Source organism: Pseudomonas sp. GW822-FHT03F08 (assembly GCF_058801265.1).
This window is the reverse complement of sequence record NZ_JBXANC010000011.1, coordinates 20923-36695: the sequence shown is the minus strand read 5'-3', so window position 1 is coordinate 36695 and position 15773 is coordinate 20923. Positions and strand designations below refer to the sequence as shown.

General features: G+C 60.9%; 14 protein-coding genes. 5 read left to right on the top strand and 9 right to left on the bottom strand.

Annotated features, from left to right (window positions below):
* Positions 1 to 198 precede the first annotated feature (198 nt).
* The gene (locus AC1RME_RS24850) at positions 199 to 378 is read left to right on the top strand and encodes a PA1571 family protein (RefSeq protein WP_065260694.1); all 180 of its coding nucleotides are present in this window, start codon (positions 199 to 201) and stop codon (positions 376 to 378) included.
* A gap of 57 nt (positions 379 to 435) precedes the next feature.
* Here the strand turns inward: AC1RME_RS24850 and pdxB are convergent, their stop codons facing one another.
* Positions 436 to 1578: a 4-phosphoerythronate dehydrogenase PdxB gene (gene pdxB / locus AC1RME_RS24845; protein WP_096822096.1), complete on the bottom strand. Its 1143-nt coding sequence runs from the start codon at positions 1576 to 1578 to the stop codon at positions 436 to 438.
* Between the two features lie 178 nt (positions 1579 to 1756).
* Between pdxB and AC1RME_RS24840 the strand changes: the two genes are divergently transcribed.
* Positions 1757 to 3166 (top strand): MATE family efflux transporter, encoded by a 1410-nt coding sequence (locus AC1RME_RS24840; RefSeq protein WP_096822097.1) that lies wholly within the window; start codon positions 1757 to 1759, stop codon positions 3164 to 3166.
* 50 nt (positions 3167 to 3216) lie between these two features.
* Here the strand turns inward: AC1RME_RS24840 and tusA are convergent, their stop codons facing one another.
* A complete protein-coding gene (tusA, locus tag AC1RME_RS24835) occupies positions 3217 to 3468 on the bottom strand; it encodes a sulfurtransferase TusA (protein WP_007953079.1) in 252 nt (83 codons plus the stop codon).
* Between the two features lie 65 nt (positions 3469 to 3533).
* Positions 3534 to 4607, bottom strand: a complete 1074-nt coding sequence (gene rlmM, locus AC1RME_RS24830; RefSeq protein ID WP_096822098.1) for a 23S rRNA (cytidine(2498)-2'-O)-methyltransferase RlmM — start codon at positions 4605 to 4607, stop codon at positions 3534 to 3536.
* A 364-nt stretch (positions 4608 to 4971) separates the two neighbouring features.
* Between rlmM and acnA the strand changes: the two genes are divergently transcribed.
* Entirely contained in the window at positions 4972 to 7713 is a 2742-nt protein-coding gene (gene acnA / locus AC1RME_RS24825; RefSeq protein ID WP_096822099.1) for an aconitate hydratase AcnA, read from the top strand.
* A gap of 289 nt (positions 7714 to 8002) precedes the next feature.
* Here the strand turns inward: acnA and AC1RME_RS24820 are convergent, their stop codons facing one another.
* On the bottom strand, positions 8003 to 8824 hold the full coding sequence (locus tag AC1RME_RS24820) for an aminoglycoside phosphotransferase family protein (RefSeq protein ID WP_176504890.1): 822 nt from the start codon (positions 8822 to 8824) through the stop codon (positions 8003 to 8005).
* Entirely contained in the window at positions 8811 to 9299 is a 489-nt protein-coding gene (locus AC1RME_RS24815; RefSeq protein ID WP_085713126.1) for an SRPBCC family protein, read from the bottom strand. The genes AC1RME_RS24820 and AC1RME_RS24815 overlap by 14 nt, the downstream gene beginning before the upstream one ends.
* Positions 9300 to 9495: 196 nt before the next feature.
* Between AC1RME_RS24815 and AC1RME_RS24810 the strand changes: the two genes are divergently transcribed.
* On the top strand, positions 9496 to 10413 hold the full coding sequence (locus tag AC1RME_RS24810; RefSeq protein WP_096822100.1) for an ADP-ribosylglycohydrolase family protein: 918 nt from the start codon (positions 9496 to 9498) through the stop codon (positions 10411 to 10413).
* Positions 10414 to 10471: 58 nt separating this feature from the next.
* Positions 10472 to 10876, top strand: coding sequence for a lysozyme inhibitor LprI family protein (locus AC1RME_RS24805; protein ID WP_096822101.1), 405 nt, complete (start codon positions 10472 to 10474; stop codon positions 10874 to 10876).
* 49 nt (positions 10877 to 10925) lie between these two features.
* Here AC1RME_RS24805 and peaD read toward each other — a convergent pair whose 3' ends face one another.
* The 4 genes from peaD to peaA all read right to left on the bottom strand — a co-directional run bounded on the left by peaD (position 10926) and on the right by peaA (position 15502).
* The gene (peaD, locus tag AC1RME_RS24800; RefSeq protein WP_096822102.1) at positions 10926 to 12047 is read right to left on the bottom strand and encodes a quinohemoprotein amine dehydrogenase subunit beta; all 1122 of its coding nucleotides are present in this window, start codon (positions 12045 to 12047) and stop codon (positions 10926 to 10928) included.
* A 23-nt stretch (positions 12048 to 12070) separates the two neighbouring features.
* Positions 12071 to 12394 carry a quinohemoprotein amine dehydrogenase subunit gamma gene (qhpC, locus tag AC1RME_RS24795; protein WP_008016081.1) on the bottom strand — a complete coding sequence of 108 codons (324 nt, stop codon included), beginning with the start codon at positions 12392 to 12394 and terminating at the stop codon, positions 12071 to 12073.
* A 1-nt stretch (position 12395) separates the two neighbouring features.
* The gene (peaB, locus tag AC1RME_RS24790) at positions 12396 to 13826 is read right to left on the bottom strand and encodes a quinohemoprotein amine dehydrogenase maturation protein (protein ID WP_096822103.1); all 1431 of its coding nucleotides are present in this window, start codon (positions 13824 to 13826) and stop codon (positions 12396 to 12398) included.
* Between the two features lie 95 nt (positions 13827 to 13921).
* Positions 13922 to 15502 (bottom strand): quinohemoprotein amine dehydrogenase subunit alpha, encoded by a 1581-nt coding sequence (gene peaA / locus AC1RME_RS24785; protein ID WP_096822104.1) that lies wholly within the window; start codon positions 15500 to 15502, stop codon positions 13922 to 13924.
* Positions 15503 to 15773 lie beyond the last annotated feature (271 nt).

Here is a 15773-nt window from a genome sequence, read left to right as displayed (position 1 = left end):
CTGCAAATCACAATGAGTCAGGTTAATTATGACCGGCCAGACTACCCCCTAGATGCTATCGGTCTAATGCCCGGGTTGAGACGAACGGTCATTTCTGCTTGAGTGGAGATACCGTTCCGGAAAGATCGAAGGGAGTTGTCACAGCCTGGTCACCTGACGGTTTTATTGTGCATACACAACCTGATGAGGAGACAGGCCATGTCCTTGCAACACAGCAGCGATGACAAGATTCAAGTGATCCGCACCAAGCCCGGCCAACCTCTGGGTTGCTCGATTATCGATAAGGATGGGCGCGAAGTGCCAATCACTGAAGACATGATCCAGAACGCCTGCCGCGAACTGGAGAAGCGATTGGTCAAGCCTGCCGAACAAAAGTGATATCGCCACCGTCTTCCTGACCCGGCCCCTGGAGGCCGGGTTTTTTCTGCCCGCGATTTAAACGGCCACAGCGCCCAGCGCCGTCACGATCTGCTGCAACGCCGGGGAATGCCCCTCGATCCGCACTTTCAGCCCTTCGATCTCGCGGCGCACCGGATACTGTTTGCGCAACACATCAAACGCGGCACGTTGCTCACCGACGCTACCCAACAGGGTGCGGCGGAAATCCGCATCGTCCCGGCGCGGGTCGTACACACCACGGCACAACATCGCCAGCGCCCAGGCCGGATCGCTGTCGGCATGCAGGGAAACTTCCGACAACCACGGTGCCGGCAACAGATCGCTGAGCTGAATGCTGGCCGGCTGACCGATGAATTCGCAGTAAGCCTGATAGATCTGCGCCGTGCCGCGTTGCTTGCCATCGAGGCTGTAACCGGCGATATGCGGCGTCGCCAGTACGCAGAGTTCAGCCAACGCCACATCGACTTGCGGTTCGGCTTCCCACACGTCAAGCACCGCCTGCAGGTCTTCACGTTCCAGCAGCACTTCGCGCAACGCGGCGTTATCCACCACCGGGCCACGGGCGGCGTTGATCAGCCAGGCGCCGGGCTTGAGTTGCTGTAAACGCTGTTCGTCGAACAAGTGCCAGGTCGCGCCATCGCCGTTGCGGGTCAGTGGTGTGTGCAGACTGATCACATCGCACTGCGCGATGATCTGCTCCAGGCTGACATAGTCACCGCCCTCGGCTGCCTGACGCGGCGGATCGCAGACTTTCACGTTCCAACCCAGCCCTTTGAGCACCTTGATCAAGCGACCGCCCACTTCACCGGCGCCGATCACGCCATAAGTGCGCTCACTCAAATCGACGCCTTCGATTTCGGCCAGGGTCATCAGGCTGCCGAGCACGTAATCCACCACGCCCCGGGCATTGCAGCCGGGCGCACTGGACCAGGTGATGCCGGCCTCATTGAAGTATTCGAGATCCAGATGATCGGTGCCGATGGTGCAGGTGCCGACAAACCGCACCTTGCTGCCTTCGAGCAACGCACGATTGACGTTAGTTACCGAGCGCACCAGCAGCACGTCGGCCTGTTCGACCGTGGCCCGGTCAATGGAACGGCCCGGCACCCGCCGGATCTCGCCGAAACCGGCAAAAAAAGCATCGAGCAGCGGGATATTTTCGTCGGCAACAATCAGCATGGCAGGGCTCCTTGGGCGGATCGGCAGTGTAGGCGCTGACACTGCGATGAGCCAGCAGGCTGTGATTCTTGATAAGGCGGGACGATTACAAATCCGCAACAGAGGATTTTTCCTGACCATTACGTCAGCGGCGTAGAATGCCCGGCCTTGCGCATCAACCCCTGTGGACGCTTTGCCTGTGAATTCCGTAACTGAACGCCCTGACGCCGTTTCCCTCAACCGCCCTGCCCGGGTTCGCCTGGAGCTGAAGAATCTGCTCGGCCTGGCCCTGCCGATCATGATCGCGCAACTGGCGACCACCGCCATGGGCTTCGTCGATGCGGTGATGGCCGGGCGCGTCGGGCCAAAGGATCTGGCGGCCGTGGCGCTGGGCAACTCGATCTGGGTGCCGGTGTTTCTGCTGATGACCGGCACCCTGCTGGCCACCACGCCGAAAGTCGCCCAGCGCTTCGGCGCCGGCACCCACAGCGAGATCGGCCCGATCGTGCGTCAGGCCTTGTGGCTGGCACTGGTGGTCGGACTGATGGCGACCGGCATGCTGTTCAGCGCCGAACCGATCCTGCACCTGATGAAAGTCGATCCGGAGCTGATCGGCCCGTGCATGCAGTACCTGCACGGCATCGCCAGCGGTCTGCCAGCCGTTGCCTTCTACCATGTGCTGCGCTGCACCAGTGATGGCCTCGGCCGCACGCGGCCGGCGATGGTGTTGGGCCTGTGTGGGCTGGCGCTGAACATTCCGTTGAACTACGTGTTCATTTACGGTCACTTCGGCGTTCCGGCCATGGGCGGCGTCGGTTGCGGCTGGGCCACAGCGATCGTGATGTGGGTGATGGCGCTGGGCCTGGCCGGTTATGAGCGCTGGGCACCGGCCTACAAATCGAGCGAACTGTTCAGCCGTTTCGACTGGCCGCAATGGGCGGTGATCAAGCGCTTGCTGGCGATCGGTCTGCCGATCGGCGTCGCGGTGTTTGCCGAGTCGAGCATCTTCGCGGTGATCGCGCTGCTGATCGGCAGCCTCGGCGCCACCGTGGTGGCCGGGCACCAGATCGCGCTGAACGTCAGCTCGCTGGTGTTCATGATTCCGTATTCACTGGGCATGGCGGTGACCGTGCGGGTCGGTCAGGCACTGGGCCGTGAAGAACCCCGTGAAGCGCGTTTCGCGGCGGGTGTCGGCATGGGCACTGCGCTGGCCTACGCCTGCCTGTCGGCGAGCATGATGCTGCTGATGCGCGAGCACATTGCGGCGATCTACACGTCGGATCCGATGGTAATTCACATCGCCGCGATGCTGATCGTGTATTCGGCGCTGTTCCAGTTCTCCGACGCGATTCAGGTCACCGCCGCCGGCGCCCTGCGCGGTTATCAGGACACGCGGGTAACGATGATCCTCACGCTGTTCGCCTACTGGGGCATCGGCCTGCCGGTGGGTTACGCCCTCGGCCTGACCGACTGGCTCGGCGAGCCTCGCGGCCCGAGCGGCTTGTGGGAAGGCCTGATCGTCGGCCTGAGCTGTGCGGCGCTGATGCTGTCGATCCGCCTGACGCGCAGTGCGCGCAAACGCATTCGCATCAGCCGCTCGATGGGCTGATCGGCGATAAAAAAAGACCTGCACATGCAGGTCTTTTTTTTGCCTTCCGATCAACCGGACTTCTTGCGGATCCAGTACAGATAGGTCCCGGCCTCTTCGTGCTGCCCGACCAGTTCATGGTCGAGAAACACGCAGAACTTGGGGATGTCGCGACGGGTCGACGGGTCGGTGGCGATCACCTTGAGCAGGCCGCCGGGCACCAGGTCACGAATGTGCTGGTGCAGCATCATCACCGGCTCCGGGCAGTTGAGGCCCGTAGCATCGAGGGTGCCGTCGACCGGCGTATCAATCATTTCACTCATGATTCACTCCTGAAACTGGCCGGCATTGTCGCCCAATGCCGGGTGTTCGGTCACCTGTCGCGCGCTCAGCGGGCTTTGGCTTTCTTCACGTCATGGCGGCGCAAATGGCAGGTCACTTCCTCGCGGTCGTGGTACAGCTGCTTGCAGCCGATATCGACCTTGATCCCGCGGGCCTTGAAACCATCGGCGATACGCTCGAGTAGACGCTTCACTTCGGCGTAACGCTGCTTCATCGGCAACTTGAGGTTGACCACCGCTTCCCGGCAATGACCCTCGCCGATCCACTCTTCGAGCATCGCGGCGTTGCGCGCCGGCTTCTCGACGATGTCGCAGACCATCCAGTCCACCGGTTGCTTGGGTTTGAAGGTGAAACCGTCGGCCATCAAGTGCTGCACCAGGCCGGTGTCCATCAGGCTTTCGGCCATCGGGCCGTTGTCAATGGCCGTCACCAGCATGCCGCGATTGACCAGTTGCCAGGTCCAGCCGCCCGGCGCAGCACCGAGGTCGACACCGGTCATGTCGCTGTGCAGGCGATCTTCCCACTGATCGCGGGGAATGAAGTGATGCCAGGCCTCTTCCAGCTTCAGGGTCGAACGGCTCGGCGCCTCGCGCGGAAATTTCAGACGCGGAATGCCCATCGGCCACATCGCCGAGTTACCGGCATCGGCCAGACCGAGGAACACCTCACGACCGCTCTTGAAGGTCAGCAGCAGGCGTGGCTTGCTGGCGTCGTCCACCAGTTTGCCGGCGCCGGTCAGCGCCTTGCGCAGCGGGCCTTCGAACTTCTTGCAGAAGTTCGACAGTTCCTTGCCGTCGTTGGTGTCGACGACTTCCAGCCACAAGCTGCCGCACACCGGGAATTCGGCCATGTGCGCGAGGATCACGCTGATGCGGTCGGTTTCCGGCAGATCGATGAAAAGTCCACGCGCCCACTGGCGCGGGAAGATCAGCTCGGCGAAACGCTGGCCACGCATCAGGCGCTCGGCACCGTCTTCTTCGGTGCAGACGAACTCGGCGCAAGCGGTCGCCGGTTTGGCCTTGGCGTAGCCGGCCACGTTAAGTTGGGCGGCGAGGTCGGAAATCTCCGAGCAGACTTCGCCTTCGAAGCCTGGCCGGCAATGCATGAATAGGGTGTTCATTCTTACTCCTGGGCAGAGGGCGATCATTCATCCCCTGCGCGATGCCCAGACCTGCGTTGAAGCAAAGCCTGTCACGAAAACCGGCGCATGATAGCCCATGTCGGAACCTTGGACTTGCCCATAGAGTCCAGTTATTAGCCAGCTACTGAAAACAGGGCTACGTTGATAGCTCTGCCCGTCCCCTCAGTCCGTAGCCGTGCGGACTCAAACAGGCTGTTTGAAAACGTAGCGAGCGAAGGCAAGACAAGGCAAAAACAGGCTTGGAAGCGGAGTCTACGAGTTGTAAAAGAGCATTCCGAGCCTGTTTTTAACGCAGGATTGCCGAGCGCAGTAGTTTTCAAACAGCCTGAAAGGAGTGATCGTAATGCCGTCCCTTGATAGCCTGAACACCCTTAAAACCTTGAAAGTCGATGACAAGACTTACCACTACTTCAGCCTGCCGGATGCTGCCAAAAGCCTGGGCAATATCGACAAGCTGCCCATGTCGCTGAAGGTGCTGCTGGAAAACCTGCTGCGCTGGGAAGATGAAAAAACCGTCACCGGCGCCGACCTCAAGGCGATTGCCGCGTGGCTCAAGGAGCGCCGCTCCGACCGGGAAATCCAGTACCGCCCTGCCCGGGTGCTGATGCAGGACTTCACCGGCGTACCGGCCGTGGTCGATCTGGCCGCGATGCGCGCCGCCATGGCCAAGGCCGGCGGCGATCCGCAGCGGATCAATCCGCTGTCGCCGGTGGATCTGGTGATCGACCACTCGGTGATGGTCGATAAATTCGGCAGCGCCAGCGCTTTCGAACAGAACGTCGACATCGAAATGCAGCGCAACGGCGAACGCTACGCCTTCCTGCGCTGGGGCCAGAGCGCCTTCGACAACTTCAGCGTGGTACCGCCAGGCACCGGGATCTGCCACCAGGTCAACCTCGAATACCTCGGACGCACGGTGTGGACCAAGGACGAAGACGGCCGCACCTATGCCTTCCCCGACACACTGGTCGGCACCGACTCCCACACCACCATGATCAACGGCCTCGGCGTACTTGGCTGGGGCGTCGGCGGGATCGAGGCGGAAGCCGCGATGCTCGGGCAACCGGTGTCGATGCTGATTCCCGAAGTCATCGGCTTCAAACTCACCGGCAAGCTCAAGGAAGGCATCACCGCCACTGACCTGGTGCTGACCGTGACCCAGATGCTGCGCAAGAAAGGCGTGGTCGGAAAATTCGTCGAGTTCTATGGCGACGGCCTCGCCGACCTGCCGCTGGCCGATCGCGCGACCATCGCCAACATGGCCCCGGAATATGGCGCGACCTGCGGTTTCTTCCCGGTCGATGACGTAACCCTCGAATACCTGCGCCTCTCCGGCCGGCCGACTGAAGTGGTGAAACTGGTCGAGGCCTACACCAAGGCTCAGGGCCTGTGGCGTCTGCCCGGTCAGGAACCGGTGTTCACCGACAGCCTGGCGCTGGACATGGGCAGCGTCGAAGCCAGCCTCGCCGGGCCGAAACGCCCGCAGGACCGGGTTTCCCTGCCGAATGTCGGCCAGGCCTTCAGTGACTTCCTCGATCTGCAATTCAAGCCCACCAGCAAGGAAGAAGGACGTCTGGAAAGCGAGGGCGGCGGCGGTGTCGCGGTGGGCAATGCCGATCTGGTCGGTGAAACGGATTACGAGTACGACGGCCACACCTACCGCCTGAAAAACGGTGCCGTAGTGATTGCCGCGATCACGTCCTGCACCAACACCTCCAACCCCAGCGTGATGATGGCCGCCGGCCTGCTGGCGAAAAAAGCCGTGGAGAAAGGCCTGACCCGCAAGCCTTGGGTGAAAAGCTCACTGGCACCGGGCTCCAAGGTGGTCACCGATTACTACAAAGCCGCCGGGCTGACGCAGTACCTTGATCAGCTCGGGTTTTCACTGGTTGGGTATGGTTGCACCACCTGCATCGGCAACTCCGGGCCGCTGCCGGAACCGATCGAAAAAGCCATCCAGAAGGCCGACCTGACCGTCGCTTCGGTGCTGTCCGGCAACCGCAACTTCGAAGGCCGGGTGCATCCGCTGGTGAAAACCAACTGGCTGGCGTCACCGCCGCTGGTCGTCGCCTACGCCCTGGCCGGCAGTGTGCGCACCGACATCAGCAGCGAACCGCTGGGCAACGACCAGCAGGGCAATCCGGTTTACCTACGTGACATCTGGCCAAGCAGCAAGGAAATCGCCGACGCGGTGAATCAGGTCAATACGGCGATGTTCCACAAGGAGTACGCCGAGGTGTTTGCCGGTGACGAACAGTGGCAAGCCATCGAAGTGCCGCAAGCCGCGACCTACGTCTGGCAGGCAGATTCGACTTATATCCAGCATCCGCCGTTCTTCGATGACATCGCCGGGCCATTGCCGGTGATCGCCGATGTGAAAGGCGCGCGAGTGCTGGCGTTGCTGGGCGATTCGGTGACCACTGACCACATCTCCCCCGCCGGCAACATCAAGGCCGACAGCCCGGCCGGGCGGTACTTGCGCGAGCAAGGCGTCGAGCCACGGGACTTCAACTCCTACGGCTCACGCCGGGGCAACCATGAAGTGATGATGCGCGGCACCTTTGCCAACATCCGCATCCGTAACGAAATGCTCGGCGGCGAAGAAGGTGGCAACACGATCTACATTCCGACCGGAGAAAAACTGGCGATCTACGACGCGGCCATGCGTTATCAGGCCACGGGCACGCCGCTGGTGGTGATTGCCGGGCAAGAATACGGCACCGGCTCCAGCCGCGACTGGGCCGCCAAGGGCACCAACCTGCTTGGGGTGAAAGCAGTGATCGCCGAAAGCTTCGAGCGAATCCACCGTTCCAACCTGGTAGGCATGGGCGTGCTGCCGTTGCAGTTCAAGCTGGATCAAAACCGCAAGAGCCTGAACCTCACCGGCAAGGAAACCCTGGAGATTCAGGGTCTGACCGGAGTCGAGCTGACGCCAAGGATGAACCTGACCCTGGTGATCACCCGAGAAGACGGGCGTCAGGAGAAAATCGAAGTGCTGTGCCGCATCGACACCCTTAACGAGGTGGAGTACTTCAAGTCCGGCGGGATCCTGCATTACGTGTTGCGGCAGTTGATCGCCTCGTAAAACCTGCAGATGCAGAAACACCGCCAATCGGCGGTGTTTCTGTTTGGGCACGGTACTTTTCCATAGGCGAAAAAAAACCCGCCGAAGCGGGTTTTTCCCAAGACCATTATCGACTCCCTGTCGGCAGCGATCCTTGCTAATGGTCGATCATCCGTGATCCTGAAACACTCCCTGTGCTTCAGTTGATGAGGCTAGATTACGCTCTGGATCCAATCGGCAATAGTCGACAAAGCTACCACCGCGTGTAAGACATTCGCCATAGCACCCCTTCCGAAAACCCTTAGACGTGTCAGGCATCGAGCGCGCAAGCCGCCAGATACGCGACTTCCAGCTGTCCGGCGGCGGCGTTTTGTTCGTCATCCTCCATGAACCACGCGGCAGACAGTCCGGCAAACGCCAGCACCCATTGCAAGAGACGCCGGCGGTCCAGCCCTGCCGTTTCGCAGATCACATCGACTTGCCGTTGAAAGCGTTCAGGATCAGCGGCCGTCGGCAATTCCGGGTTGCAGATCAGGTTGGCGTAGTCGTAGCCACGCTCGCCCCGCACCCGTTTCGGATCGATGGCCAGCCAGCCGCGCGAGCCGAAATCGAGGACGTTGTCGTGGTGCATGTCACCGTGCAGCACAACGACATCCCGGGGCTCTGCGAGCAAGGTTTCAGCCATTTGCTGGCAAACAGAATATTGGCCGCCGTATCGGGCGGCGGACACTCGCAGCGAGGCAAACCACGGTGCCAGCTCTACTAACGCAGGCGGCTCCGTGGGGCGCGGCCCATGCAACCTCGCCAAAGCCCGGCACATGATCCGGGTGGCCTCGTCATCCTCGCCATTGAGCGCCATATACATCAACGAACGCCGGCCCATGGCCCGCTCCAGCAACAGGCCGTCTTCGTGCTGAGCGAGCACCCGGGCGGCGCCGTCGCCGTTCCACCAGGTCATCAGCAGGTTGCCGTACTTTTCCTCATCGTCCACCGCGACTTTCAGCATCGCCGGTACGTCACCCTGACGCACCGGCAACAGCTTGCTGCCCGGCGTGATGATCGGAACACCGTCGGGCACCAGCGCCCAACGCTTCAACCACGGATCAAACCACTCGTGGTCAGCCACCTTCACGCTCGCGTGCCCTGTCGGTCTCGGCGAGAAAGTGTTCGAGTCGGCTCAATTGCTCCTCCCAGCCACGGCTGTCCATGTAGTACGCCTCTTTTTGGCGGACGTCGGGAATGTGCGCAAAACCTGACTCGGAGACCTTCAGCAGCGTGCCGTTCTCGTAGTCCTGCAGCTCGAATTTGACCAGTGTGGTCGGTTCTTGGGAGTAATCGATTTTCGGGTTCACCGCGTACGGGTGCCAACGGAAGGAAAACAACTGCTGGGGCTCGACCCGCTCCACCAACACGTTCCAGAGCACATGCTCATAACCGGGGTACGTGACCTGCCCCTGCGTCCACTCGCCCGCGATAAACCGCCGCCCTTCCAGAGCCACGCCAAACCACTGGCCAAACGCCTCGGCATCGACCAGCGCACGCCAGACATGGGAGCGTGGCGACCTGAGCATGATTTTACGTTCAAAGCTGTTGGGTACTGGTTTCATACGTCACCTCCTGTTTTGAACAGTAGGCTTGTATGACCACATGTCCAATGCGAAGTTGTATCAATCCAGTGCAACGGTCGGGTCTGATTGAAATATCCGGCAGTATTTTGGGGTGCCGGTTCGTCAGAATGCGGACGGATCAGCGCTGCCAAACTGATAACGTTCCCAGCGAACTGAACGACACAAGGACGTCATCATGCAGCCCTCCCTCCCCGAACGTTACCGTGGCGCCCTGCTCGGCCTGGCCTGCGGCGATGCCGTGGGTACCACCGTCGAATTCCAGCCTCGGGGCAGCTTCCAGCCCCTGACCGACATGATCGGTGGCGGGCCGTTCCACTTGAAACCGGGCCAATGGACCGACGACACCTCGATGGCGCTGTGTCTGGCAGAAAGCCTGCTGAACAAGAATGCATTTGATGCCGCTGACCAGATGGGCCGCTATCTGAACTGGTGGCAGTGGGGTTACCTGAGTTCGACCGGCGAATGTTTCGATATCGGCATGACCGTGAGTCAGGCGCTGGATCACTATCAGCACACCGGAGAGCCGTTTGCCGGCTCCACTGATCCCTACAGTGCTGGCAATGGCTCGTTGATGCGTCTGGTGCCCGTTGTACTGTTTTATTTCCCCGATGCCCGGCAAATCAGGCGATTCGCCGCCGACAGTTCACGTACCACCCACGCGGCGCCCGAGGCCGTCGAATCCTGCCAGTTGTTTGCCGAGCTGCTCGGCAAAGCCCTGGAAGGCGCATCGAAAGCGGAACTGCGCAGCCTGCCGCTAAGAACCTTCAGCCAGCCCAAGGTGGCGGCGATTGCCCGGGGCGACTACCTGAACAAGTCTGACAGGGAGATTCGCGGCAGTGGCTACTGCGTCGAATCCCTGGAAGCAGCGTTATGGTGCTTCCAGCACACCGACAGTTTTGCCGCAGCCGTCCTGCACGCGGCCAACCTGGGCGATGACGCAGACACTACGGCCGCCATCGTCGGCCAGTTGGCTGGCGCCCATTACGGCGTGCAGGGGATCCCGTTCGGGTGGCTGGAAAAACTACATGACGGAGAGGAAATTGCCGCGACAGCGGAGCGCTTGCTCAACGCATCGAGACAGCACAAATCCTGATGGCGCCACGAAGTCGCTAAACTGCTCGGCACCTTCATTCATCAAAGCGAGATGACTCATGTCCCCACGCCTGCTTCTGGCCCTGACACCCTTTCTTTTCACTTCCGTCGCCCACGCGGCCGTGGACTGCGCCAATGCCAGCGATCAGGCGACGATGAATCAGTGCGCCGGGCAAGAGAGCAAAGCGGCGGATAAAGAGTTGAACACGGTGTATCAGCAGATCACCGCACGGCTGAAAGAAGAACCTGCCAGCAAGAAACTGCTGGTCAGTGCTCAGCGGGCGTGGATTGGGTTTCGCGATGCCGAATGCGAATTTTCGGCGTCAGGCGTCAAGGGCGGAAGTATGTACCCGATGATCTACAGCGTATGCATCACGCGTGTGACCAAGGGTCGAACCGAGGCTCTCAAGCAGTATTTGAAGTGTGAGGAAGGGGATGTGGGCTGCCCGGTGCCAGGGGCCTGATATTCAGAACCTGAGCTGCTCGCAGCTGCGGCAGCTCAGGCAATACTGATTACCGAACAAAAATCTGCGCCGTGGTAATCGCCATATCCCCACCCGGCAATTTGATGCTGCCGGTCTGTTTCATGGTCTCGGCATCAAAGATCGCCACGTCGTTGAACGTCCCGGCGAGATAGATTTTGCTGCCGTCCTTGTTGAACGAAATGCAGTAGTAGGAATGGTCCAGCGTGGCCGCCTGAATCAGTTTCTTCTGCTTGATGTCGTACTTCGCCAGACGATTGAGCACGCCGAACATCAGGTTCGGATCCTTCGGCGAGCGCATGCCGCTGAAGTAGATCTCGGTCAGCGGCCCGAAATCGGTGGTTTCGGTCTTGCCGGTTTTCAGATCGACGCTGAACAAGCCGTACAGGTATTCAGCGGTGGCCGGATCCTGCTTCTTGTCCTTGAACTTGGCGGCGGTGTACAGCAGCGAGAAGTCGTGGCGGTAAGTCTGCTGGTTCCACACGTAGAGCACGTCCGGCGCGCTGTAATTCGGGCGTTTCCAGTGGCGGCTGGGGATCAGCACGTCGAACTTTCCGCTCTTCACATCGACCTTGTACACATCAGCGCCAGCCACATACAACGTGCCGTCATCTCCGCTCTGCATGATCGTCAACTGCCGTGGCGCCGGGAAGCTGCGCACCGGTTTGGCGTTCATTCCGGCATCGGTGGCGTAAACGTCCAGACGCGGCTGCTTGACCTCGTAGTGGTCGTTGAGCATCAACGTCGGGTTGGCGATGGTGTACAGCTCCTTGCCGTCATGGCTGACGGTAAAGGCAAACATCGACCGCGCTTTCTCCCCCGGTTGCTGGGTGATGCTGGCGTGGAACACCTGCTTGCAGCTGTCCAGTTCGACACCGTAAACATCGGCGTAATGGTTGTTCAGCACATACGCGGTCTTGCGATCCGGCGACAGCTGCACGGTCCCGGGGCCAAAGGCGTCGGGCATCTTGCAGGTCTTGTACAAGGTGTCGGTCGCCAGGTCGATGACATGCAGGTTGTTCGGGTAATTGGTGGTCAACATGTACTCGTGACCGTCCTGCAGCGCGGTGTTTTCATCGGCCAGAACCGGGAGCGAACAGGCGCTCAGGACCGCGAGTGCGGCAAGGCCGCAGGCTTTGTTGAGGCTAGGCATGCTGGAATCCTTCTTCTTAGGGATCACTTGTCTTTCGGGAAGACAGTGCCGAGGTTGCGCCAGTTGTCGTTGGACGCCTGGGCATCCTTGTTCCAGTCCGGGTAGGTGCTCATCATGTCCGGCACCTGGGCCGGCCACCAGCACGGGTCGGAGCAGCCATACAGGTCGGCTTCCATCGGCTGGCACAGCGACGACACCCCGCCGAACGCATCGATTTCCCAACCCGGGTCGGTGGTCGAGGCACAGCCGGCGACCGAACTCATCGCCACCACTTCTTCGATGCGGTTTTCATCCGCGGCCTGATCCAGCTTCAACGCTTTGTTATTGATTGCCTTGAGATGTTTCATATCAGTGAGCCTTGCGCGGAGTGATGTAGCTGCTGATGAACGCAGGGTTGTTGGCCATGATCCGGGTATAGACCTCGATGCCGAAGTCGACCCAGTCACGCATCAGTTCGCAGTAGTGATAAGTCGGGTGGGCCGGGTCGCCGTAGCGGGCGTAGCTTTCGTGGTAGCAGCCGCCGGAGCACAGGTTGCGGATCTGGCAGTCGTGGCAACCGGTGTTGGTGCGGTCCAGACGTTGGGACAGGAAGTCGTTCAACTCGACCTGTTTCACACCGCTGTGGACATTGCCGAAGGTCGGCAGCGATGAGCCGGTGAAGCGATGGCACAGGTTCAACTCACCCTTGTGATCGACCGCCAGCATCTTCAACCCGGCACCGCACGGCAGGGCCTTTTTGTGGCCTTCGTGGATGTCGGTGATCAGTTGATGCAGGTTGGAGAACCCGATGTTGCGGTGCTCCAGCGCGGCTTCCAGATAACGCCGACCCAGGCGCTTCATGCTGGCGAACACTTCGATCAACTCGTCGCTGGAAAGGTTGAAGCTACTGATATCGCCGGACGTCACCGGGGCAAACCCGACTTCGGCAAACCCCAACTCGTTGAACAGGTGATCCCAGATGGTTTCAACGTCGGTGACGCCGGTAGTCAGGGTCACTCGCGCACCGACCGGGCGGCTGTTGTAGCGCGACAGCAGCATCTCGGCCTTGCGCCGCACCACGTCATAAGTGCCCTGCCCGCCCACCGTGATGCGATTGCGGTCGTGCACGGTTTTCGGTCCGTCGATGCTCACTGACAGCCCGAAGCGGTGAGCATTCAGGTAGTCCACGGTTTCTTCGGTGAGCAGCGTGGCGTTGGTGGTCATCACGAATTCGACGAACTTGCCGGCCTCGGCAAACCGCTTCTCGCAGTAATCGACCATGTACTCGATCAGCTTGCGATTGCTCAGCGGCTCGCCGCCGAAAAACACCACGGTGAAGCGTTCTTCGTCGGGGGATTCACGCAGTAGCATTTCCACTGACGCGATGGCGGTTTCGACGTCCATTTTCTTGCCGGCGGACGGCTTGTCGAGGTCTTCCTTGTAGCAGTAGGTGCAGCTCAGGTTGCAGCCGGTGTTGACGTTGAGCACCACCGTGTTGATCGCGGTGCGCTCGACGCGTTTGACCGCGATGTCCGGGGTCAGCGGCGAGCCGTCGCTGACCAGTTCCAGAGAGATCAGCTCGCGCAGGGTCTCGTTGATTTCCTCGCCGTTGAACCGCGCGCCGAGGCGCTGGATCAAGTCTTCCGAGGAACAGCCGGGCCCGCGCAACGCATCGATGATGGTGCCCGTCAGTTCATCGCTGGCGAACAGCGAACTGCTGGGGATATGGAACAGCATGCGGTCGGCGTCGACGTGCACTTCGTGCAGGTTGCGTTCGACCAGATTCAAGATAGCGCCCATTGCAAACCTCCTGTGCAAGCCCCGCCTGGCGGGACTTGCGGTCATTCCGAAAAGTGTCTGAATCGCTGTGGCCCAGGACAACTCACGTTTCAACATCAGGGAATGGGTGGATTGTTCCAGCGTTGCACGGTGACGATCAGATGGCCTTCACCGGTCAGGAATTTCCCGGCGTCGTCGACGGCGGCGATCACCTTGAGGTTGCCGGCATTGTTGGTGGACATCTTGCGTGCCGGATTCGGCCCGGCATCGCCCGGGGTGAACACGCCCGCGTCGGCCTGCATGGTGCCGGCGAACTTGACGTCTTCATCCTCTTTGGCGCGCTCGTCGAAGGCTTCGACTTTCCATTGCGCCGGGAACACGCCGATGCGATACGGCTTGCCGTCGGCGCCCTTGCCCCAGGCTTCGGCATCGAAGCGACCCTGGACTTTCGGCGTCGAACCGCCGCCCTCGCCGATCCGTGCCACCGAGAATTCCGGCACCACTTTGACCGAGGCAATCGTGCTGTACACCGACAGGCTCGGGCCTTTCAGGTTGCCGACGCTGACCGCGCGCAAGCCCGGCTGGGCATTGGCCGCGGCTTTGACTTTGACTTTGATCCGGTCGGCGTTCTGCTCGACCACTTCGACCACGTCCACGCCTTTGCCGAAGTCCGGTTTGCCGCTCAGACCGCTACCGACCAGCGTCACTTCGGTTTCGCTGCCGGCCTTCACATAACCCGGCTGCACCGCCAGCAAGCGCTGGGAACCCTGTTTGGCGGCAACGAAGTCGAGGCCGCGCTCATCGTGCTCGGCCTCGAACATCCGGCCTTGCATGGCGTTGCCCTGTGCGGCGAACACCTGACGCATGGTCACGCCATCGACGGTCACGTTGCCGCGCCATTCGTAGCCGCTGTAGAGGATCGCGTTGCCGTCACCGTTGAACGGGCTGCCATCGGCGTACTGACCTTTGACGGCAACCTTGAAGGTGTCGCTGCCATCGGCCGTGACGGTCATGGTGCCGGCCAGCTCACCCTTGCCCGGCAAGTGGCCGCTGAAGCTCCAGTCGCCGACCAGTGCCTCAGCCTTCGGTCTGGTTTTGACCCAGGCCTGCCACGCCGGGTTGTCCAGCGGATAACGCTTGGCCAGCAGCGGGACCATTTCCTTGCGGGCGATATCGAACCAGTCGCGATCGCGAGCCAGCGCCTGATACTCCAGCGACGGCCACTGGCCGAGGTGGAAATTCACCAGGCGTTCCCATTCTTGAGCCGGACGCCGTTGCAGGGCGATCCGCGCACCTGAGTGGCAGCGGCCGCACATCTGCGCGGTTTTCTCGTCGAACTGCTCGACGGTGTTCAGCCGTCGTTCCAGCGCGTAACGCACGCCATCGGTTTCGCTCGGCGCCAGGCCCTGGGTGTCGGCCAGGTATTTGACCAGCGTACGACGGTCTTCATCGCTGATCTGCAAACCGTGCATGGTCTGCATGCGGGCAATACTCATCAGCCAGCCTTCCGGGGTCTTGCGCTGGTGGCTGATGCGGCTCAACTGGTCGCCGGCTTCAGGGGTGTGACAGCCCTGGCAGGTTTCCTTGAGGATGGTCTGGGCGTCGCGGGCTGCCAGGCTGTGGGGTGAATGCAGGGCCACGCAAGCGGCCACGGCCAGCAGACTGGCGCTCATGCCTGATCGGAGTTTTCTCTTCATCAACGTCGAACCTCGCACGGTGCTTTCTTATTGTTGTGGCTTATCGTTTTTATGGTTTCTGCCGTTCGCGGCGATGCACGAACGGAGGCAAGCGAAACGTCTGAGGTGAGCAATACACGGAGCGTGCCAGCTTGCCGATAAGCTGTTCAATCAAGCAGTTACGCGTTCATCAAGGTGTCGCGCCAATCTTTGCGTGGCCTCCCGGCGTCCAATTTCGCGACAGCTGTTGCAGTCTGAGACAAGCACAGTTGCAGCGCCCAAAGCCGGGTGG